18 protein-coding genes and 1 tRNA gene are annotated in these 18808 nt (G+C 63.4%); 10 read left to right on the forward strand and 9 right to left on the reverse strand.

All coding sequences use genetic code 11. From position 1 onward, the window contains the following. Window positions 1-51 precede the first annotated feature (51 nt). The gene (locus tag FR699_RS08845) at window positions 52-1236 is read left to right on the forward strand and encodes a hypothetical protein (protein WP_158855187.1); all 1185 of its coding nucleotides are present in this window, start codon (window positions 52-54) and stop codon (window positions 1234-1236) included. Window positions 1237-1259: 23 nt separating this feature from the next. On the opposite strand, the gene FR699_RS08850 is transcribed toward FR699_RS08845, so the two are convergent. Continuing rightward, window positions 1260-2213, reverse strand: coding sequence for a cation diffusion facilitator family transporter (locus tag FR699_RS08850; RefSeq protein ID WP_154553131.1), 954 nt, complete (start codon window positions 2211-2213; stop codon window positions 1260-1262). Between the two features lie 75 nt (window positions 2214-2288). Between FR699_RS08850 and FR699_RS08855 the strand changes: the two genes are divergently transcribed. Beyond that, window positions 2289-2801, forward strand: a complete 513-nt coding sequence (locus tag FR699_RS08855) for a metallophosphoesterase (protein WP_154553130.1) — start codon at window positions 2289-2291, stop codon at window positions 2799-2801. A gap of 140 nt (window positions 2802-2941) precedes the next feature. Here the strand turns inward: FR699_RS08855 and FR699_RS08860 are convergent, their stop codons facing one another. Next, window positions 2942-3751, reverse strand: coding sequence for a helix-turn-helix domain-containing protein (locus FR699_RS08860; protein WP_158855188.1), 810 nt, complete (start codon window positions 3749-3751; stop codon window positions 2942-2944). A gap of 115 nt (window positions 3752-3866) precedes the next feature. Here FR699_RS08860 and FR699_RS13415 point away from each other — a divergent pair, with 115 nt between their 5' ends. Together FR699_RS13415 and FR699_RS08865 are read left to right on the forward strand one after the other, a co-directional pair. Beyond that, window positions 3867-3995, forward strand: coding sequence for a hypothetical protein (locus FR699_RS13415; protein WP_255470254.1), 129 nt, complete (start codon window positions 3867-3869; stop codon window positions 3993-3995). 71 nt (window positions 3996-4066) lie between these two features. Next, window positions 4067-5161, forward strand: coding sequence for an aminopeptidase (locus FR699_RS08865; RefSeq protein WP_158855729.1), 1095 nt, complete (start codon window positions 4067-4069; stop codon window positions 5159-5161). A gap of 452 nt (window positions 5162-5613) precedes the next feature. On the opposite strand, the gene FR699_RS08870 is transcribed toward FR699_RS08865, so the two are convergent. The 3 genes from FR699_RS08870 to FR699_RS08880 form a co-directional block, all read right to left on the reverse strand. Then, window positions 5614-5688, reverse strand: a tRNA-Arg gene (locus tag FR699_RS08870). 46 nt (window positions 5689-5734) lie between these two features. Then, complete coding sequence (locus FR699_RS08875; RefSeq protein ID WP_158855189.1) at window positions 5735-6832, reverse strand: DUF373 family protein; 1098 nt, start codon at window positions 6830-6832, stop codon at window positions 5735-5737. Window positions 6833-6891: 59 nt separating this feature from the next. Further along, window positions 6892-8580 carry a VWA domain-containing protein gene (locus FR699_RS08880; protein ID WP_158855190.1) on the reverse strand — a complete coding sequence of 563 codons (1689 nt, stop codon included), beginning with the start codon at window positions 8578-8580 and terminating at the stop codon, window positions 6892-6894. Between the two features lie 154 nt (window positions 8581-8734). Between FR699_RS08880 and FR699_RS08885 the strand changes: the two genes are divergently transcribed. The 6 genes from FR699_RS08885 to FR699_RS08910 all read left to right on the forward strand — a co-directional run bounded on the left by FR699_RS08885 (window position 8735) and on the right by FR699_RS08910 (window position 15606). After that, window positions 8735-9769: a radical SAM protein gene (locus tag FR699_RS08885; RefSeq protein WP_158855191.1), complete on the forward strand. Its 1035-nt coding sequence runs from the start codon at window positions 8735-8737 to the stop codon at window positions 9767-9769. 212 nt (window positions 9770-9981) lie between these two features. Next, window positions 9982-11628 carry an ATP-binding protein gene (locus FR699_RS08890; protein ID WP_158855192.1) on the forward strand — a complete coding sequence of 549 codons (1647 nt, stop codon included), beginning with the start codon at window positions 9982-9984 and terminating at the stop codon, window positions 11626-11628. 65 nt (window positions 11629-11693) lie between these two features. After that, a complete protein-coding gene (locus FR699_RS08895; RefSeq protein ID WP_154553124.1) occupies window positions 11694-11852 on the forward strand; it encodes a ribbon-helix-helix protein, CopG family in 159 nt (52 codons plus the stop codon). A gap of 117 nt (window positions 11853-11969) precedes the next feature. After that, window positions 11970-13259 carry an amidohydrolase gene (locus tag FR699_RS08900; protein WP_158855193.1) on the forward strand — a complete coding sequence of 430 codons (1290 nt, stop codon included), beginning with the start codon at window positions 11970-11972 and terminating at the stop codon, window positions 13257-13259. 169 nt (window positions 13260-13428) lie between these two features. Continuing rightward, window positions 13429-14256 carry a hypothetical protein gene (locus tag FR699_RS08905; RefSeq protein WP_158855194.1) on the forward strand — a complete coding sequence of 276 codons (828 nt, stop codon included), beginning with the start codon at window positions 13429-13431 and terminating at the stop codon, window positions 14254-14256. Between the two features lie 72 nt (window positions 14257-14328). Beyond that, window positions 14329-15606 (forward strand): adenosylhomocysteinase, encoded by a 1278-nt coding sequence (locus FR699_RS08910; protein ID WP_154553121.1) that lies wholly within the window; start codon window positions 14329-14331, stop codon window positions 15604-15606. Between the two features lie 118 nt (window positions 15607-15724). Here the strand turns inward: FR699_RS08910 and rdgB are convergent, their stop codons facing one another. The 4 genes from rdgB to FR699_RS08930 form a co-directional block, all read right to left on the reverse strand. Beyond that, the gene (rdgB, locus tag FR699_RS08915; protein WP_154553120.1) at window positions 15725-16288 is read right to left on the reverse strand and encodes an RdgB/HAM1 family non-canonical purine NTP pyrophosphatase; all 564 of its coding nucleotides are present in this window, start codon (window positions 16286-16288) and stop codon (window positions 15725-15727) included. A gap of 41 nt (window positions 16289-16329) precedes the next feature. Further along, complete coding sequence (locus tag FR699_RS08920; protein WP_154553119.1) at window positions 16330-16614, reverse strand: DUF5808 domain-containing protein; 285 nt, start codon at window positions 16612-16614, stop codon at window positions 16330-16332. A 52-nt stretch (window positions 16615-16666) separates the two neighbouring features. After that, window positions 16667-16915, reverse strand: coding sequence for a hypothetical protein (locus FR699_RS08925; protein WP_154553118.1), 249 nt, complete (start codon window positions 16913-16915; stop codon window positions 16667-16669). Window positions 16916-17012: 97 nt separating this feature from the next. Then, window positions 17013-18722 (reverse strand): bifunctional N(6)-L-threonylcarbamoyladenine synthase/serine/threonine protein kinase, encoded by a 1710-nt coding sequence (locus FR699_RS08930; protein ID WP_158855195.1) that lies wholly within the window; start codon window positions 18720-18722, stop codon window positions 17013-17015. Window positions 18723-18808 lie beyond the last annotated feature (86 nt).

The following is an 18808-nucleotide window of genomic DNA, read 5'->3' on the forward strand; positions in this document are numbered from 1 at the left end:
AAAGTGCTCGCCATCCCTAGATATATAACGTAGCTGTATATTTGTATTTACATGCGTCGGGCCGGTATATTTGTCCTTTTGATCGTCTGTATCGCACTCGCCGGTTGCTCCGGAATCCAGACGACGACAACGGCCACAGAAACGACACCCACCGAGACGGGAACGCAATCCGCCGTAACACCGCAAGAGAGTGCCGAGAACAGTCGATTCGAGATCGGTGAGCGGGTCTCCCCAGCGCGGTTGCGAGAGGGCCATACCGAAGCGATGGCGGATATACGCTACACGATTGAACACGTCAGAAACACTCGAATCAGAGTTCCGGGTGACAGCAGTGGCCTCCCGATCGAAGAGATCGACGTCAGTCGGACACACGTCGTGACTGCGGACAGAGAGTATGGGTATCAGGAACAAGCCGCTGTAGTCCGACGAACGGTCAGACCGAGAACGAAAAATACGCCAACAGGCGCATCTGTACTGGAACACGTCGGTCTGGCACTCACAGTAACCGAGGTGATCGAACGGGACGGTCACACGCGGTACGTACTGAAGACAGACGTGAACTCCTCGACGGAGACCGATAGCCAGCCCTATGTGCGAATCGTCACGGACGATCGAGGTCTCATGTATACCGCTTTCGTAGGGACGGTACACGACGGAGAAATAGAGATACAGTCCGGGTTTTCACTCGATGCGGCCGGGCAGTCTGTCAGGCCGCCTGCCTGGACAGCAGACTTACAGGGCCAACATGTCAGTGAGAGAGATGACATCGGCACGGTCGTCGTCAACCACACGGGTCTCGATACCCGGTTGACCGTGACAACAACGGTCGACAGCTTGGATGGCATCACCCTCGAACGAAACGAAGAACCGTTCCTCCACAACGAAGACGTCCCGGACTGGAGGGTGACGCCGATCGTCGATCCGAACGTCGACGGCCCCATTGAGAACGCGACGGTCACGATGCAATACAACGAATCCGAACTCCCGAACGGAGCCGACGAAGGGAATCTCTCATTGTTCGTCTTCAACTGGACGCTGCAAACATATCTTCCGTTGAATACCACCGTTGACGAACAGAACAACACGGTCACTGCGACGGAGGGTCCCCCGGTGACCTTCACGGAAGGAGGCGGCCCGGAACAGACGCTACAACCGCAGATAGCTGCTCCCGGCGTCAAAACACCGATCACCACGTTGCACGTGCCGACGTACCTAGAACTGTTCCGAAGAAACTAGGATCGCTTGAAAGAGAGACCTCCTCACTCGGAACGAGTCTCGGGTTCGACGTAGACCTTCTTGACCGACTCGTCGGCGGCGACAAGTGCGTCCTCGATGGCGGTGATCCGGTCGTCCATCTCGTCGGTGTCGAAGGCGGGATCGAACGCCACGTCCGCCGCGACGAGCACCCGATCGGTCCCGAACAGCACCGTCCGGAAGTCGATGATTTCGCTGACACCCTCGCCGTCGGCGACGATCTCGCGAAGCTCGCGTTCGTCTTCTTTCGGGAGACTCTCCCCGAGCAACAGGCGTTTGTTCTCCCAGGCCAGCGCGACGGCAAAGCCCATCAGCATGAGGCCGATCAGCAGTGCGGCGGCCGCGTCGAAGGCCGCGATCCCGGTCTGTCGTGACAGGAAGATGCCGAGCAGCGCGATCCCGGCCCCACTCAGGGCGATGGTGTCCTCGGTCAGGGCCGTCAGCGTCGTCACGTCACTGGTCTTCCGGAAGGCCTCACGAAAGCCCGACCAGCCGTGTTCGTCGATCTGGTCGCGCATGACCCGGTAGGCTTTGACGAACGCGTAGGTCTCGAAAGCGATCGCACCCAGCAGGACCGCGTAATTGACGTAGACTGGCTCGATGACGTAGCCGAACAGTTCCGGGGCTTGGGCCTCGACTGCGTGGCCCCCCTCGGTCAGTTTCGCGTAGCCGTGTTTGACGCTCTCCCAGCCGGCAATGCCAAACAGGAACACCGACACCAGAAACGAGTAGAAGAACTGGGCCTTCCCGTAGCCGAACGGATGGCGACGGTCGGCCTCGCGAGCACCATAGCGAATGCCGATCAACAGGAAGACCTGGTTGCCGGTGTCTGAGATCGAGTGATACGTCTCTGAGAGCATCGCAGCGCTGCCGGTCAACAGAAACGCTCCGAACTTCAGGATCGCGATCGCGCCGTTTGCGATCAATGCGGCGATGACGACCGAGCGACTACCAGCCATGCCCAACGCTGGGCCGGGCAGTCACAAGTAGGTCGGGGTCGGGGCGGTTTTGAGGACTGCACCCGATCACCCGCTATGATCGCCGTCTTCGCGGACACCCACGAGACCGACAGTCCCCAGCTGTCCGAATCGGCGGACCAAACACTCGAAGACGCCGAGTACGTCGTCCACGCGGGCGATTTCACGACGCCGGCAGTCCACGATGCCTTCGACCGACGGGCCGAGGAGCTGCTGGCCGTCCAGGGAAACAGCGACACGCCGGCACTGTGTGATCGGTTGCCGAGGGTGAGGACCGTCGACTGGGAGGGCTGGACGCTGCTGGTTACCCACGGCCACGAGCACGACTCGACGACGCTACCGCTTCTCGGGCGAGAGCGAGAGGCCGACCTCGCGATCGTCGGCCACACCCACCGGCCAGGAATCGAGGAGATCGGGGGCCTGCCGGTGGTCAATCCGGGGAGCCACGCCGATCCACGCGGTGGTCCCCCGACGTACGCGCAGTTGCAGGGCAGAGACGGGAGGATAGCGGTCGACGTTCGAAACGTGGAGGGCGAGTCAGTCTCCCGCCGCTGTGTCGATATGGAATGAGGGGAACGTGGTCGGGAGGGCCGAAGCAAGTCAGCGCATCGAAGAAAAGAGACCAGCGACAAAAGACCCTCCGGACGTTCAAACAATCGTTTGAGCCACCGTAAACGGGAACGACGCCCAGACCTGCCTCGCGGGAGCCGTCACCGCCAGAGATACCAGAGGGCAGTGACGATCACGAGCGCCGCCAGTCCGCCGGCAAAAAAGAGCACCCCCGGCGGGAGTCCGCCACCGGGGTCGGCGACAGTCGTCACCGTCTCGGTTATCGTCTCGGTCGGCGTCGCCGTCTCGGCAGGCGTAGGCGAGTCGGTAGCTGTCTGGGTCGCTGTCTCGATTGCGGTCTCGGAGGGAGTCGTCGTCTCCATGGCTTGTTCGGTCGGCATCGGAGACGCCGCCTCCGACTGGGCGATCGGGGTCGTCTCTACCGTGTGACCGCCATCGGCGTATGCAGTCGCGGTCGCCGTCCCATTCACGCCGCCGTCGCCAACGGGGTGGGAGCCACCGGATCTGGGCACCCGGTCACCGAGCAGCGACTGGACGACGAGACTGGCAAGTCCCAACGCACCGACGCCGCCGAGCAATCGGGAGAGCACCTGTCTGAGCGAGGGGGTTCTCGATTCCTCGCCGGCGAAGATGACCAGCGGCCGATCGGCCGGCGCGTAGACGTCCATCTCGCGCCCCTTCTCGGAGTAGACTGTATCGATCACCTCGACGGCACCGGCGTCGGCGAGGTTCTCGAGGTGATACTGGACGTTCTGGAGTGACGTCTCGACTTCCTCGGCCAGTTTCGAGGGCGGGGCGGGGTCGTCGTGGAGGGCAGCGAGGATCGCACGCGCCGTCTCCGAGGAGAGTGCCGCGATGAGATCGTCGGCGGCGTCGCTGTCGACCCCGATGACGCGCGGATCGGACTCCTCGGTTGGGGACGTGTCCGGCTCCGAGGGCAGCAGAGACATACGCGTTCGTGTTCTGAGAGGGGCCAGGAAAAGGTTCCGGGGACGGCGCCGAGCAGTCACATCCAACCACCACGCCGACGAAACACCTATCATCGCCCCCGTGTAACCCGCGCCCATGGTCGATCCGGTGCTGGTGGGCATGGTCGTGGTCATGCTGGGGTTCGTCCTCTTCGTCTACCTGTTTCTCCGGCGAATCGCGACCGGGTTCAAGGAAGGCGTCCGCGACGGGAAAGGCGGCGGCTGACGCCCGCGACGGACAGAGACCCACGTCGGGACGAAACTGGTTTGCCCGACGGTCGAGAAGACAGTGGCGTCATGGATCCGCGCATCCGCGAACAGGCACAAGTTATCTGTAACCACTCGATTGATCTCCAAGCCGGCGACAACGTGGTCATCGACGCCCACCCGGTCGCCGAGGATCTGGTGACCGCGCTCCACGAGGAAATCGCTGCCGTCGGTGCCCATCCGCTGGTGGTTTCGGAACGAACTGGCTCCCGGTTCCGGCGGGCCTTCCTCCGGAATCACGACGGCGACTTCGAGACGCCAAGTCACGTCATGGCGCTGTACGAGGAGATGGACGCCTACATCGCCATTCGGGCCAGCGACAACGTGACCCAAGAGAGCGACGTCGACCCGTCCGTCCGCAGCGAATACGACAAGGCCCAGCGGCCGCTGCTGAACGAACGCCTCGGCAAGCGCTGGTGTCTCACCCAGTATCCCGCGCCGGCAAACGCCCAACTCGCCGAGATGAGCACCGAAGGCTACGAGAACTTCGTCTGGGACGCCATCCTCAAAGACTGGGACGACGTCCGTGACCACCAGTCCCAGTTGACCGAAATCCTCGATCCCGCCGAAAAAGTCCGGATCGTCTCCGGCGATCGGACCGATCTCACAATGTCCATCGCGGGCAATGGGACGCTCAACGACTACGGCGAGAAGAACCTGCCCGGTGGCGAAGTCTTCACCGCGCCCGTCCCCGATAGCCTCGACGGCGAGGTGTTCTTCGATAAGCCACTCTACCACCAGGGGCGGGAAGTCACGGGCGTCCACCTCGTCTTCGAGGGCGGCGAAGTCGTCGAGCACAGCGCCGAGAAGAACGAAGAGATCCTGACGGAAGTCTTAGAGACCGACGACGGCGCCCGCCGCGTGGGCGAACTCGGTATCGGCATGAACCGCGACATCGACGAGTTCAGCTACAACATGCTGTTCGACGAGAAGATGGGCGATACCGTCCACCTGGCGGTCGGACGAGCCTACGACGAGTGTGTCGGCGAGGGCAACGAACACAACGATTCGGCGGTCCACGTCGACATGATCGTCGATATGAGCGAGGATTCGTTCATCGAAGTCGACGGCGAGATTATCCAGCGAGACGGGACCTTCCGGTTCGAAGACGGGTTCGAAGAATAAGTCGTCCACCGGCCACTGGATAGTCTGTTTCTCACTGTCTGGTGAAGGCGTCCGGCGAGCGACGCGAGCCGGTTCACCGAGCGGGAGCGAAGCGACCGCTCGGGTCGTTTTTCGCCACCGGGAGAGCAAGCTCTCCCGAGCCCACACTCACTTCGTTCGTGTGGACCACGTTTTTACGAACAACGGTGAGATCGCAAAGCGAACGCACCCGACGATCTAAAAAGGTGGACGGGCACGGTGGGACTGAGCGGCGAATCGTCGCCCCGAAGGTTGAGAGACGCAGAGCGTCTCTCTGGACTGAGCGAACGCACAGCGTTCGGGAAGGTCACTGTGCGAGCGAGCGGGCACGGTGGGATTCTCACCCGATGTCAGACTTCACTCCGTTCGGTCTGCCGTGGTTCGAATCTCCTGCGTGCTTGTTCAGCACGCCTTGTGTTCACTCGGCGGCTTCACGGGCACGGTGGGATTCGAACCCACGACCGTCGGATTAGAAGTCCGACGCTCTATCCGGACTGAGCTACGTGCCCCCGTCAGTGCTGTGGCGAGCAGAAACAAAAAGCGCCCGGGTTCGGGTCAGGCACTCGGTCGCCCCTCGGCCTCGCCGAGACGAGATTCGGCGACGGCAAAGGCAAGCGTGCTAAAGAGTCCCAGCAGCGTCCCGGCGGTCAGCATCATCGCCAGATACGATAGCGTCACCTCGCCGAGGACGTAGAAACTGACGGCGTTACCGATCCCGGCGATCGCGAGGATGTAGAAGGGGGCGTTCAGGTACCGCCAACGGAACGCACCGGCGAGGTATTCGTCGGTAACCTGGCCGAGACTGGAGGTAATCCCCGCGGCAGCCAGCCAGTGGATCGAGCCGGCGACGACGGCCGCGATCGTCTCGCCGACGCCGAGCACGGTGGATTGCTGGCGGACCGAATCCAGCATCTCCAGGCCGCTGGCGCCGCCGATACCCAACAGCGCCAGTGCGACAACGTAGGTCACCAGCGTCACGCGACCGGCATAGAGACTCGATCGAGCGCGCTCGACGGCACCGTCGATCGCCTCGCCTAACCCCAGGCCACGCGAGAGGAGATACAGGCCGAGCAAGCCGGAGCCGACGCCGAAGGCGTCGCCCGGCATCCCCAGCGTATTCGCCAGCGCTGCCAGCGGATAGATCAACAGGAGGATGCCGAGTGGAACGAGGATCGTGCCCCGCGTCTCGGGATCGTTGAGCACCTGCTTGATCGTGTAGTACATCGATTCTAAGTCCTCGGCCTGGCGGACGACCACGCGACGAACCCCGTCGATGTCCATCCGTGATCGAATCGCGGGCAGAACACTCTCGTCTTGGGCACCGTCCGTGACGACGATCGCGCGAACGTCTTCGCCGGTGGTGAGTCGCGCGAGGACAGTATCGATCTCCGCGCCGATCGCCCGATTGGCCTCGACGTCGGCCCCCTCCCGGCCGGTCACCGCAGCGACCTCGACTGTCTCGCTGCCCTCGGCAGTCAGTTCGTCGTAGAGGTGGACGCCCTCGAAGAGGACGTTCGAGTCGCTGTCCTCGGGGTCGACCGTCGCCAACGCGACCGCCGCGTCCTCGACGGCGTCTCGGCCAACGACGGGTGTTTCGACGGCCGTCTTGCGCCCGACGTCGTCGTCGAGGTCCACACAGAGGACCAGCAGCATCGATCGGCGGTACGCGACGGACGCATAACACTTTTCCGGGCGCGGGAGGGCCGTCCCGGTCACTCGCCAGCGGCGAGAATTGTCTCGATCGTCTCCAGTTCCCGATCGAGTCGCTTGTCACCGATGGCATCGATTTCGCTCCTGGCGTACTCGCGGAACCGTTCGAGCCGGGAGACGTACGGGTCCGAGACGGACAGTGGCTGGGATTGCTGTTCCCACTCGCCACGGGGCAGGTCCGCGGGCGGTGCCTCGACAGCACCGTCGGCCGTCACTTCGATCCGAGCGGGGTCGCGTTCGTGGATCAGCCAGTTTTTCAGGAGGTCGGCATACCGGGCCAGGAAGACAGCCTTCCGGATACCGGTGTTTCCGAAGGACTCCGGGGCCTCGTCGGGGAACTCGATTGCCGTCGTCGTGGCGTCGGTCGATCCCGAGCGATCCTCCCAGGAGGCCCGCAGCGTCAGGTCCGTACCGCGAGCCTCACCGGCGAGTTTGACGAGGACGACGCCGCCACGCGTGTTGCCGTCCTCGGTCGGCGACGGGAACAGCGTGGTGACTTCCAGAAGGTCCGCGGTCGCGTCCTCGGCCGCCGTCGAGCCATAGACAGTGTCGATCACGGCACCGGGAACGTCCAGTTCCACCGTGAGATCGTACACCAGTGGCGTCATCATGTACTCGAACTCCGCACCGAGATAAGTCTCGAAGGCGTCCGCGGAGTGAACCGCCCGGTAGTTCGCGCCGCGGACGGCCGTAATCTGATCGACGAGTGCGGGATTGAAGTCGACCCCGACGCCGACGAAACTCGTGTGGATGCAATCGTCGGCGTAGCCGGCGAGACGGTCCTGTAGGGCCTGGTCGCCGGTCTGGCCGCGGTTGGGCATCGCGTCGGTGACGACGATCTGTCTGGTTTCGACTTCGGTCGGGTCGGCGTCGCTGTACTCGCCGAGCATGGCCGCAGCCTCGCCCATCCCGTCGGCGATGTTCGTCCCGCCGCCGGCCCGGATGTCCTCGCGGATGTGCCCCCGGATCGCGTCCATGGCGGTCGACTCGACGTCCCGAAGCGGTTTGGCGACGCTGGCCTCGTTGTTGAACAAAACGATTCCCAGCCGATCGTCCGGCTCAAGATGCTCGGTCAGCGCGAGGAGGGCGTCTTTGGCGACGGCTAGCTTCGAGCGGGTGTCCCTATCCTCGACGGTGTGTTTGTTACCAAAGCGGTCGTAGTAGTACTGGTCGAATTCGGCCTCCATCGATCCCGAGATGTCCAGGACGATGACGACGTTGAGCTGTTTGCGCTCGAAGGAATCCGTGTCCAGCGTCGACTGCAACCCGACCGTGAAATACTGGTCCGTGGTCCCGGCGATCGGGTCCTCGGTGATGGCGGTTGCGTAGGACGGACAGAACAGCGACGAGCACTCGCCTGACTCGCCGGTATCGAAGTAGTAGTTGTAAAACAGGCCCTCGTAGGGGAGACTCTCGGGAATGGGAAGATAGCCTGCCTCGATGTTTCGCCGGAAGTCAGCGACGTTTTTCGCGCCACCAGCCGCGAAGCCGAGATCGGCACTCTCGGCGGCATTCGTCTGGAAACTGCTCCCGCTCGCACCGCCCTCCGTCAACGGTTGTGGGTCGTACTGCCAGTCGTCGATCGGCGCGTCGGTCTCCTCGTCCCCGTTGAGGTGACCGCCACAGCCTGCAAGCGCCACGCCAGCACCGATCGCGCTCAGTCGAAGAAATCGTCGTCGCTCCTGATCCATGGACGTCGATACGACAGCCAAGTTGATAATGCAACTGAAAGGTCAAGTGCGCATTTGAGTGACGGCCCGTTCCCCGTGTGACCAGGCCGCAACCGGTCGATCTTGTGGAAGTCGCACGCCTTATACCCGCTGCGGGCGTTCTATCGGTACGCGAATGATTTCGGAAGGCTGCGAACAGTGTGCCAAGGGCGGCAAAATGGTCATCTTCGTCTATGGCTACTGTGACCAGCGGGATTGTTTCTACTGTCCGCTCGGCGAGAACCGCAAGAACGTCACCGACGTCTACGCAAACGAGCGGAAAGTCGAGAAAGACCAAGACCTCATTGAGGAAGCAAAGCGCATGGATGCGCTGGGTTCGTCGCTGACTGGCGGCGAACCCCAAGAGGTCATGGACCGTACCTGCCGGTACATCTCCCTGCTGAAGGAGGAGTTCGGCGAGGACCACCACATCCACCTCTATACGGGGATCACTGGCGGTCGAGAGAACATGCGCCGGCTCGCCGAGGCGGGACTCGACGAGATCCGGTTCCATCCCCCACTGGACATGTGGGGCGACCTCCACGGCACCGAGTGGGAGGACATCCTCTATATCGCCCGTGAGGAAGGACTCACCCCGGCCTTCGAGATTCCGGGCATCCGGCCGGAAGACGAGTTCGTCACGTTCGTCGAGGAAGGGGCCGCCGAGTTCGTCAACGTCAACGAGTTCGAGATGAGCCAGGGCAACTTCCGGCGGATGCAAGAGAAAGGGTACGACCTCAAAGAGGACCACATGAGCGCGGTCGAGGGCAGCCACGACGTCCTTGACTCGATGGCGAAACACCCGAAAGTCTACTTCTGTACGTCGGTGTTCAAAGACGCCGCCCAGCACCGCAATCGCCTGAAACGGATGGCCAAAAACGTCCGGCGGCCCTTCGATGAGATCACCGACGACGGGACGCTCGTCTACGGGAAGACGTGGGCCGATCCGTCCCGCTTCGAGGAACTGGGCGTCCCCGAAGACTACTACGTCGTCAAATCCGAGCACGTCGAGGTCGCCTGGTGGCTCTTAGAGGAGATGATCGACGAAGGCGACATCGAAGAGGGTGAGGTCGTCGAGCAGTACCCGACCGTGGACGGACGGGTCGTCGAGCGGACGCCGATATCCGAGATGGCAGCCGAGAGCGATGTCGTCAGCTCGGGGCGAGCGTAGCGAGGGCGCGTAGCGACCTCGGGATTGCGAGCGGGGAACACAGTGATCCGCGACCAGCAGCGAGGCCCAAGCGATCAGCGAGAGCGAGGCCTCGGACTAGGCGAGCGGTGGAAGCGTGAGTAGCGAGGTTCGAACGAAGTGACGAACCCCGGGGTTGTGAACGGGATAGCTTCTTAACAGTTCGAGACGCAGTGGAACGTGGATAGAGCCGAATGTACGAATCGATAGCCCAGGCGGTCCTGCCGATCGACATTCAGGTGTGGTACGTCCTCGTGTTCGGTCTCGCGGCCGTCGCCTGTCTGGTGAGTCTGCTCCGGGTTCGCAAAATCGAGCACACCGGAACACGACAGGGATTGTCGGCGCTCCTGGCGATGAGTGCCGTCTGGGCGCTGTCACACGTCGGCTATCTGTCGACGACGGACTACTGGACGGCCGTGGCGTTTCACGAAGTCGGCCTGTTGATGGGTATCGCAACGGTCGGGGCCTGGTTGTACTTCTGTTCGGCCTACACTGGGCGGTCGTTACACCACAATCCGCGGATCCGCCAGGTGGCGATCGCGATTTTCCTGACGATCGCCGCGATCAAACTCACGAATCACTGGCACGGGTTGTACTTCACCGCAACGGCGACCACAGCGCCGTTTCCACACATCGCAATTTCGAACGGGATCCTCCACTGGACGGTCATGGGCGGGGCCTACGCGCTGGCGTCGGTCGGGTACTTCATGCTGTTCGAGCGCTTCCGACAGGTCAGCCACAACGCAGCGCCACTGGCCATCCTGGTCGCGCTGACGGGACTGCCGATCGGACTGGATATTCTCGGCTTGATTTCGCCGGCGTTGCTCGATATCACCTACGAACCGCTCGGCGTCGCTATCTTCGCGGTCGGGCTCATGTTCGTCTACGTCGCCCGGTTCGAGACGATTCGACTGGCCGGCGAAGGTGACGACCCGGTTGTGGTCCTCGACGAGCGCGATCGCGTCCAAGACTTCAATCGCGCGGCAGCACGGCTCTTGCCGGCGTTGACTGAAACAGAAGCCAGTGGCGGCGAGGTGCCGTTCGAGGAGATCGTTCCCGGGATCGCTGATCTACTGGCTGTCGAATCACCGATCATCGAACTGCAAAACGACAGTGAGACGCGGTACTACCGTGTCACCGAGCATCCGTTCTCGGCCGGTCGAACGACGCTTGGGCGAGGAATCGTGTTCAGCGACGTGACCCAGCGAGAGCGCTATCGCAAAGAGCTCGAACGTCAAAACGATCGTCTCGAAGAGTTCGCCAGCATGCTCTCACACGACCTGCGCAATCCGCTCAACGTCGCCCAGGGCCGGCTCGAACTCGCCCGGGAAGACCGCGACGACGACCACCTCGAATCAGTCGCCGAGGCCCTCGATCGGATGGAAACACTCATCGAAGACGTGTTGGCGATCGCCAGGCAGGGTCAACCGGTCGATGAGAGAGAACCCGTCGATGTAGGACGGATCGCCCGCCAGGCCTGGGAGATGGTCGACACCCGGCAAGCCGACCTCCACGTGAGCGAGGGCACCACTGTCGAGGCTGATCCCGACCGCCTACAGCAGCTGCTAGAGAACCTCGTCCGCAATGCAGTCGAACACGGCGGAGAGGACGTGACAGTCACCGTCGGCCCACTCGAAGCGTCGGACGGGTTCTTCCTCGCCGACGACGGGAGCGGCATTGCACCCGAAGATCACGACGCGATCTTCGAATCGGGCTACACGACCGCCGAGGACGGGACGGGCTTCGGGCTAGCGATCGTCGAGCAGATCGTCGATGCCCACGGCTGGACGGTCGCGCTAGCGGACAGCCAGACGGGAACGCGCTTCGAGATCCAGACCTGAAAACGGGGCCGTCAGACGAGTAGCTGACGAACCTATTAGTCGGTGCCGTCCCCCGGTTGACGGTAATGGAAGACATCTTCGCGGACATGGCGGAAGTGACCGTCGAGTTCGACGAGGAGACGATCGAGGCTATCGAAGAGAAGGCATTCCAGGACCATCGAGACAACCGCGAAGCTGCGATCCGGGAGTGTCTCGACCAGTGGCTCAAACAGCGCGAGGAGTGAGCGAGAACGCATCCGTCGTCCGTTTCGATCACGCCTCGCTAAGAACCACCGAGTCCAGCGACAGCCCGTTGGCGGCTAGTCGTCACAGTCTTATCGACCCCGCGGTAAAGCCCCATAATGAGCGACCTCCTCGTCACGGGCGGGCAGATACTCCGCCCGGACATGACGATCGAACGCGCTGATGTGCTCCTCGATCAAGCGACCGGTCGGATCGACGCGATCGGTGACGTCGGGCCCGCCGACGACGAACTCGACGCCGCGGGCGGGCTAGTTATCCCCGGGCTCGTCAACGCCCACACCCACGTCGCGATGACGTTGCTCCGAGGGTTGGCCGACGACAAGCCCTTAGACGCCTGGCTGCGAGAAGACATCTGGCCGGTCGAGGCCGAACTGACCGAAGCAGACGTTCGCGTCGGCGCGGAACTCGGACTGATCGAGATGATCAAATCCGGGACCACGGCGCTGTCGGACATGTACTTCGACATCGAAGAGATCGCCGCGGCCGTCGAGCAGGCCGGCGTCCGTGCGCGACTCGGCTACACGGCCGTCACTGTCGGCAAGGACGACGAGGCAGCCCGAGCCGACGTCGAGCGGAGTCTCGAAGTCGCCCAGGAGTTCGACGGCGCGGCCGAAGGGCGGATTCGGACGACCTTCCAGCCCCACTCGCTGACGACCGTCGACGAAGCCTCTCTCCGGGAGTTCGTCCCGGCTGTCAACGAGGCGGGCCTGGCGACGCATCTCCACGCCAACGAGACGCCCGACGAAGTTGAGCCGATCGTCGAGGAGCACGGAGTGCGGCCGCTGGCCTACGCCCAAGACATCGGGTTGCTCGCGGGTGACACCTACGTGGCCCACGGCGTCCACGTCGACGACAGCGAGATCGATCTACTGGTCGAGACAGATACCGGCGTGGCCCACTGTCCGGCCTCGAACATGAAACTCGCCAGCGGCATGGCCCCCGTCCAGGACATGCTCGATGCTGGCGTCACCGTCGGCCTCGGCACCGACGGCGCGGCCTCGAACAACGACTTGGACATGTTCGACGAGATGCGCGATGCGGCCATGCTCGGGAAACTAGCCGCCGATGACGCCAGTGCCGTCGATGCCGCGAGCGTCGTCGAGATGGCGACCGCAAACGGGGCCGAGTTGCTCGGATTCGACTCGGGCCGCCTCGAAGCCGGCGCGAACGCCGATCTCGCCGTCATCGACCTCGACGCACCCCACCTGACGCCCGCCCACGACCTCCTCAGCCACCTCGCCTACGCCGTGCGGGGCAGCGACGTTCGTCACACCGTTGCCGACGGCCAGGTCCTCATGCGCGACCGCGAGGTCACGGTCTTCGACGAGGAGGCAGTACGCCGAGAAGCCACAGACCGGGCCGAGAAGTTGGTCGAGCGGGCCACGTGAGGCCGGACGGCCATATTTGTATCTACGACAAGATAAAGAAATAATCCTGTAAAAACTATACTAAACGCTTTTGGACGTTCTCAGCTGGTTTGAATTCTTCTGTACACAGGTCGAACGATCTGAACGGCATTCGGGGTATATGGCCCCGGAGCGGCCAGTTCAATCTGTAATGCGAACTCAGACCTTTGCCATCACCGCGGCTGTGTTAGTCGTGCTCTCGATGGCTGGCCCTGCATTGGCTGCCACCGAGGACGGCCTCGCAGTCGACGTGACACAGACGGATCGGACAGTGACAATCGACGTGACCGACAACGGCACGGCAGTCGCGAACGCGACTGTCGACGTGACGGTGCGCGACGTGATCGAGGACAGGGCGGAGACTGACGGGAACGAAACCACAAACGAGACCGCCACGGGTGACAACGAGACCGTCGACGAGACGAACGAAACTGAGCCCGTTGACACCGAGACGAACGTGAGTATCGGCGGCACGTACGAAACGGACGCAAACGGGACCGTTTCCCTGGGCACGCCCTCGGGTGACGTCCGCGTCAGCGTGACCGCGACCGTCGACAACCGAACGGTGTCGACGACGAGCACGCTCTATGCGGCCGGCGACGATGAGGCCGACGCGTTCGGGCAACGCGTCCAGGCGTTCGTCCACGGACTGCTAGCAGACGGCGAGAACGGCCCCGGTGTGGGCCAGGCAGTGGCTGAATTTGTCACCGAGAACAATCCCGGCGCGGACAACCGACCCGACCACGCTGGCCCGCCAGCCCACGCCGGCCCCGACGGTGAGAGCAGCGACGATAGGGCTGGCGATGACGGAGACGAACGAGAGGGAGAAGAAGCAAAAGCAGACGAGAACGAAGCAGAAGCAGACGAAGCTGTAGCGGACGAACGGGAGGCTGCCGAACCAGAGAACGATGACGACGAGGACGAAGACGATGAGAGCGACCAGCGTGGCCCGCCCGAACACGCCGGCCCCCCGAACTGACGCACACTACTTGCGGCCACTCTCCGCGACCGCTTCGGTAGCGTTTTCCCAGTTTGGATCGATAACTCGAACATGAGTCAACCGATCAGCGAGCGAGTCGACGACCCAAATGCCAAGCGCGAAGCTGGCCGCCGGAAAATCGAGTGGGCACGCGAGCACATGCCGATCTGTGCGACCCTCCGCGAGGAATTCGAGGCCGAACAGCCCCTTGCCGGCGAGACGGTCGGGATGGCGATGCACGTCGAAGCGACCACCGCAGTCCTGGCCGAGACGATCGCCGCCGGTGGGGCCGAGGTCGCCATCACGGGCTGTAATCCGCTCTCGACCCACGACGACGTCAGCGTCGCCCTCGACGCCCAGGAATCGATTACCTCTTATGCCGAGCGTGGCGTCGAGGACGAAGCCTACTACGGCGCGATCGACGCCGTCCTCGAACACGAACCGACGATCACGGTCGACGACGGCGCGGACCTTGTGTTCCGCGTTCACGAGGAGTACCCGGAGCTCATCGACTCGATCGTCGGCGGGTGTGAGGAGACGACCACGGGCGTCCACCGCTTGCGGTCGATGGACGACGACGGGGCCTTGGAATACCCGATGTTCGCCGTCAACGACACGCCGATGAAGCGGCTGTTCGACAACGTCCACGGGACCGGCGAGTCGAGCCTCGTCTCGATCGAACTGACGACGAACCTCTCGATCGCCGGCAAGACGGTCGTCGTCGGCGGATACGGTCAGTGTGGGAAAGGCGTCGCCACGAAGGCCCGCGGGATGAACGCCGACGTGATCGTCACCGAGATCGAGCCCCGGCAGGCCCTGAAAGCACACATGGAGGGCTTTCGCGTCATGCCGATGGCCGAGGCCGCAAAAGAAGGCGATATCTTCGTGACGACGACGGGCAACCGGGACGTGATCACCCGCGAAGACTTCGAGCAGATGGACGACGGCGTCATTCTGTCCAACGCCGGCCACTTCGACGTCGAGATCAACCTCGAAGACCTGAAAGACATGGCCGAGGAGGTCGTCGACGCACGGGACGGCGTTCGTGGGTACGTCCTGCCCGACGGCCGGCAGTTGAACGTCCTCGCCGAGGGACGCCTCGTCAATCTCGCCTCACCAGTCGCCGAGGGCCACCCCGTCGAAGTCATGGACCAGAGCTTCGCGATCCAAGCCGTCAGCGCCCGTGAGATGGTACAAAACGGCGACGAATACGGGGCCGGCGTCCACAACGTCCCCGATCGCCTCGACCGGGAAGTCGCGGAGGTCAAACTCGACGCCGAAGGTGTCCGCTTCGACGAGTTGACCGACGCACAGCGTGAGTACATGGAGTCCTGGCAGCACGGCACCTGATCGGCGAGAGTCCGTCTTTCGGACGTGGAAGCATCGACACCAGAACGAAAGAAACCACAGTACGTCTCTCTCCGAAAGAGCCCACAGAGTCGGTACAACAGCGGCTGAGTGCTGGGCGTCAGGCGTCTCGCCAGGTGGCGAACGCGTCGAGCGCCCGACCACGATGGGACAGTTCGTTCTTCTCGGCGGGTGTCCGTTCGGCGAAGGTTCGCCCGTCGACCTCGAAGATCGGATCGTAGCCAAAGCCACCCCCACCCCGCGGCGGGACGATCCGTCCCTCGATACGGCCCGCAAAGAGTGCAACCGGGAGATCACCCTCGCGGACGGTGGGGGCCTCTAAATCGGAGCCGTCGCAGTAAGCGACCACTGATCGGAACGCAGCACGGTGGTCGTCTTCCGGTTCGACCAGATCCCAGACGCGCTCGATACCGAGGGTGTCCTCGACGTACGCCGAGTACGGCCCCGGGAACCCATCGAACACGTCGACGAACAGGCCGGCGTCCTCGACAACGACCGGCGCGTCGACCTCGCGATAGGCGGCACGAGCGCCGTGGGCCGCGATCGCACCGAGATCGGCACTCTGGATTTCAGTGTAGTCGTAGGCGAACTGTTTGACCTCCTCGTCGAGATAGTCCCGGGCCTCCCGGACTTTCCCCTCGTTACCCGTGACGAACCGAAGCATGGCTGGGCGATTGGGCCCACCCACAAAAGGTGCGTCGGTCCCTACTCGACCATCACTTCGACGGGTTCGTCGGCGTCGTGTGCGTCCTCGTCGGTCGATTCCGCGTCGTCCTCGCCGGACTGCTGGTAGAACAACAGGCCGGCGAGGCCAACGACGAGCCACGAACGCCAGTTCGCCAGGTTGAGCGTGTAGCCGATACCGAAGGGTTTCTCGACGAGCATCCCCTCGCCGGGTTGCCAGTAGGCGGACAGCAACCGCTTCATGCTCGGTCGCTCGAAGTTGTACGGAATGCCGAACAGTTCCCCGGACTGCGGTCTATCTGCCATAGGCGTCGCTACGATTGGCGTCGTTAAGTCGTTTGTCCCCTCTGGGCGTCGCTCAAGGGCGGTGGCGGAACGTGACGACAGTCCGGACCTCCTCGCCACCCTCGATGGATTCGGTCGTCACGTCGACACCCATGACGGCGTCCTCGCCGGCCACGTCGGCCGGGATCGATCGGAGTTCGGTCGCCGCCGCGTCGGCCTCACGGAGGGCGACGCGGACCTGCTGTCGGTTCGTACTCACGTCTTCGACCGTGTAGTCCTGCTCCTCGAAAGCCGCCTTGAGTGTTGCCAATAACTCGTCCATAGTGACTGTCCGTCCGGACGGAGTAAAAACATCGGGGACCGTACGCCGTCGCCACGGGGGAGACGCTGCCGTCGTCAGTGCAACACCGCGAGGGGACTCACTGATACCGGCCGCGGCCTTCGATCTCTCGGAGACGATCGATGACAGTCTGTGCTCGCTCGCCGGTCTCACGATACGCGTCTTCGGCGGCGACTCGCAACTGCTCGGCGTCGTCGACCGTCCCCGACAGTGACTGAGAGAAGACGTGGAGGTCCATCGCGTAATCTTCCGCGTGATCGGTGTAGTATCCCAGCCCGAAGTCGATCAGGTAGGTCCGTTCGTCCTGCTCGTGGCGCCGGTTGTCACCGCTCGCCCATCCGGCGGCACTCTGTTCGCTCGCGCTGCCCGCGACCCTGACGTTGCGCGTCGTCGGGTCGCCGTGGACGAACCCCGCATCGTGGATCGTCGCCAGATGGCGGCCAACGTCACGCACGCGCTTGGCAGTCAGTTCCGCACGCAGGTCCCGCTCCCCGACGTACTCGAGCACCAGCGTTCCCGCCTGCGGATCGACGTCGTAGACGACCGGCGTCGGCACGCCCACACGCCGGGCCTCGCTGGTCAGTCGCGCCTCCTCGCGAGTCCGCTGGGTACGCAACCGGCCATCGAGCGTCGAGTGGCGGTAGCTCCGGGGGTGGCGCTGCTTGTGCACGCGCCCGTCCTCGACGGTGACGGTCGCTTCGGCACCCTGGACCGTTTGGCTAGCTATCGCTCCACCCCAGGAGCCAACAGTCTCGCCGGACCGCCAACTGACAGAGTCGTCATCCGGGCGAAAGTCCGGCCGGACCGTCGAGGACTCGATCGACAACGTGTCGCCCGCGGCGTACATCTTCGCACCGAGGACGGCGATCATACCCGCGTTGTCCCGGAGAAATCGGGGCTCGGGCGCATAAAAGTCCGCGCCGCGTTGCTCACACATTGCGCCGAGCATCTCCCGGAGGCGATCGTTCTGGCCGACGCCACCGCCGAGTACGAGTTCGTCGGCGTCTGTCAACGAGAGAGCGCGCTCGCTGACTTCCGTCAACATCGCGAAGATATTCTCCTGCAGGGAATAGCAGACGTCTTCGACCGCCGCGCCACCATCGACGGCTTGTTTGGCGGCACTCATGATCCCCGAAAACGAGAAGTCCATTCCCTTGACGACGTAGGGGAGATCGACGTACGACCCCGACTTGGCGTGGGCCTCGACTTTCGGGCCACCAGGGTGTGACCAGCCCAGGTGCCGGGTGAACTTGTCGATGGCGTTGCCGACGCCGGTGTCCATCGTCTCACCCAGCACGCGATACCGGCCGTTTCGATACCCCAGGACGTGGGCGTTGGCCCCCGAGGCGTTCAGACAGACCGGCGACTCGAAGCCAGACTGGTGGCGACCGATTTCGAGATGGGCAACCATGTGATTGACCCCGACCAATGGCACGTCCAGACGCTGGGCCACCGCCCGGGCGGCCGTCGCGACGATCCGCAGACACGGGCCGAGCCCTGGCCCACGGGAAAACGCAACGGCGTCGATAGGGGCCTCGGGATCGTTGTCCGCGGCCACGGCCTGCTTGCGGGCGTGCTCGAGTGCCTGCTCGACGACCTGCGGGATTGCCGACTGCATATGCTCGGCGGCCTCTCGGGGGTGAATACCGCCGCTATCCGGCTCGTAGGCATCAGTCTGGATAGTGACGTCGTTACTGGTGACGTCGTAGACGGCCGCGCTCGCGGCCCAGGCCGTTCCCTCGATGCCGAGTATCCGCGTCGGGGCGTCTTCGCCGTCGGTCGAGACCATTCGATCTGTCGAGGCTCCGTGACCGACGGAAAAGACGACTTCGATCCGTCTCGACGCACTCGATCAGCGCTACCGGGGCTACGGGA

It is taken from the genome of Halorhabdus sp. CUG00001, assembly GCF_009797925.1.
Classification (GTDB): Archaea; Halobacteriota; Halobacteria; order Halobacteriales; family Haloarculaceae; genus Halorhabdus.

What these genes read in the sequence shown, in the direction of transcription:
- FR699_RS08845 (WP_158855187.1), top strand. Translation starts at nt 52, where the DNA reads ATGCGTCGGGCCGGTATATTTGTCCTTTTGATCGTCTGTATCGCACTC.
- FR699_RS08850 (WP_154553131.1), bottom strand. Translation starts at nt 2,213, where the DNA reads ATGGCTGGTAGTCGCTCGGTCGTCATCGCCGCATTGATCGCAAACGGC.
- FR699_RS08855 (WP_154553130.1), top strand. Translation starts at nt 2,289, where the DNA reads ATGATCGCCGTCTTCGCGGACACCCACGAGACCGACAGTCCCCAGCTG.
- FR699_RS08860 (WP_158855188.1), bottom strand. Translation starts at nt 3,751, where the DNA reads ATGTCTCTGCTGCCCTCGGAGCCGGACACGTCCCCAACCGAGGAGTCC.
- FR699_RS13415 (WP_255470254.1), top strand. Translation starts at nt 3,867, where the DNA reads ATGGTCGATCCGGTGCTGGTGGGCATGGTCGTGGTCATGCTGGGGTTC.
- FR699_RS08865 (WP_158855729.1), top strand. Translation starts at nt 4,067, where the DNA reads ATGGATCCGCGCATCCGCGAACAGGCACAAGTTATCTGTAACCACTCG.
- FR699_RS08875 (WP_158855189.1), bottom strand. Translation starts at nt 6,832, where the DNA reads ATGCTGCTGGTCCTCTGTGTGGACCTCGACGACGACGTCGGGCGCAAG.
- FR699_RS08880 (WP_158855190.1), bottom strand. Translation starts at nt 8,580, where the DNA reads ATGGATCAGGAGCGACGACGATTTCTTCGACTGAGCGCGATCGGTGCT.
- FR699_RS08885 (WP_158855191.1), top strand. Translation starts at nt 8,735, where the DNA reads ATGATTTCGGAAGGCTGCGAACAGTGTGCCAAGGGCGGCAAAATGGTC.
- FR699_RS08890 (WP_158855192.1), top strand. Translation starts at nt 9,982, where the DNA reads ATGTACGAATCGATAGCCCAGGCGGTCCTGCCGATCGACATTCAGGTG.
- FR699_RS08895 (WP_154553124.1), top strand. Translation starts at nt 11,694, where the DNA reads ATGGAAGACATCTTCGCGGACATGGCGGAAGTGACCGTCGAGTTCGAC.
- FR699_RS08900 (WP_158855193.1), top strand. Translation starts at nt 11,970, where the DNA reads ATGAGCGACCTCCTCGTCACGGGCGGGCAGATACTCCGCCCGGACATG.
- FR699_RS08905 (WP_158855194.1), top strand. Translation starts at nt 13,429, where the DNA reads ATGCGAACTCAGACCTTTGCCATCACCGCGGCTGTGTTAGTCGTGCTC.
- FR699_RS08910 (WP_154553121.1), top strand. Translation starts at nt 14,329, where the DNA reads ATGAGTCAACCGATCAGCGAGCGAGTCGACGACCCAAATGCCAAGCGC.
- rdgB (WP_154553120.1), bottom strand. Translation starts at nt 16,288, where the DNA reads ATGCTTCGGTTCGTCACGGGTAACGAGGGGAAAGTCCGGGAGGCCCGG.
- FR699_RS08920 (WP_154553119.1), bottom strand. Translation starts at nt 16,614, where the DNA reads ATGGCAGATAGACCGCAGTCCGGGGAACTGTTCGGCATTCCGTACAAC.
- FR699_RS08925 (WP_154553118.1), bottom strand. Translation starts at nt 16,915, where the DNA reads ATGGACGAGTTATTGGCAACACTCAAGGCGGCTTTCGAGGAGCAGGAC.
- FR699_RS08930 (WP_158855195.1), bottom strand. Translation starts at nt 18,722, where the DNA reads ATGGTCTCGACCGACGGCGAAGACGCCCCGACGCGGATACTCGGCATC.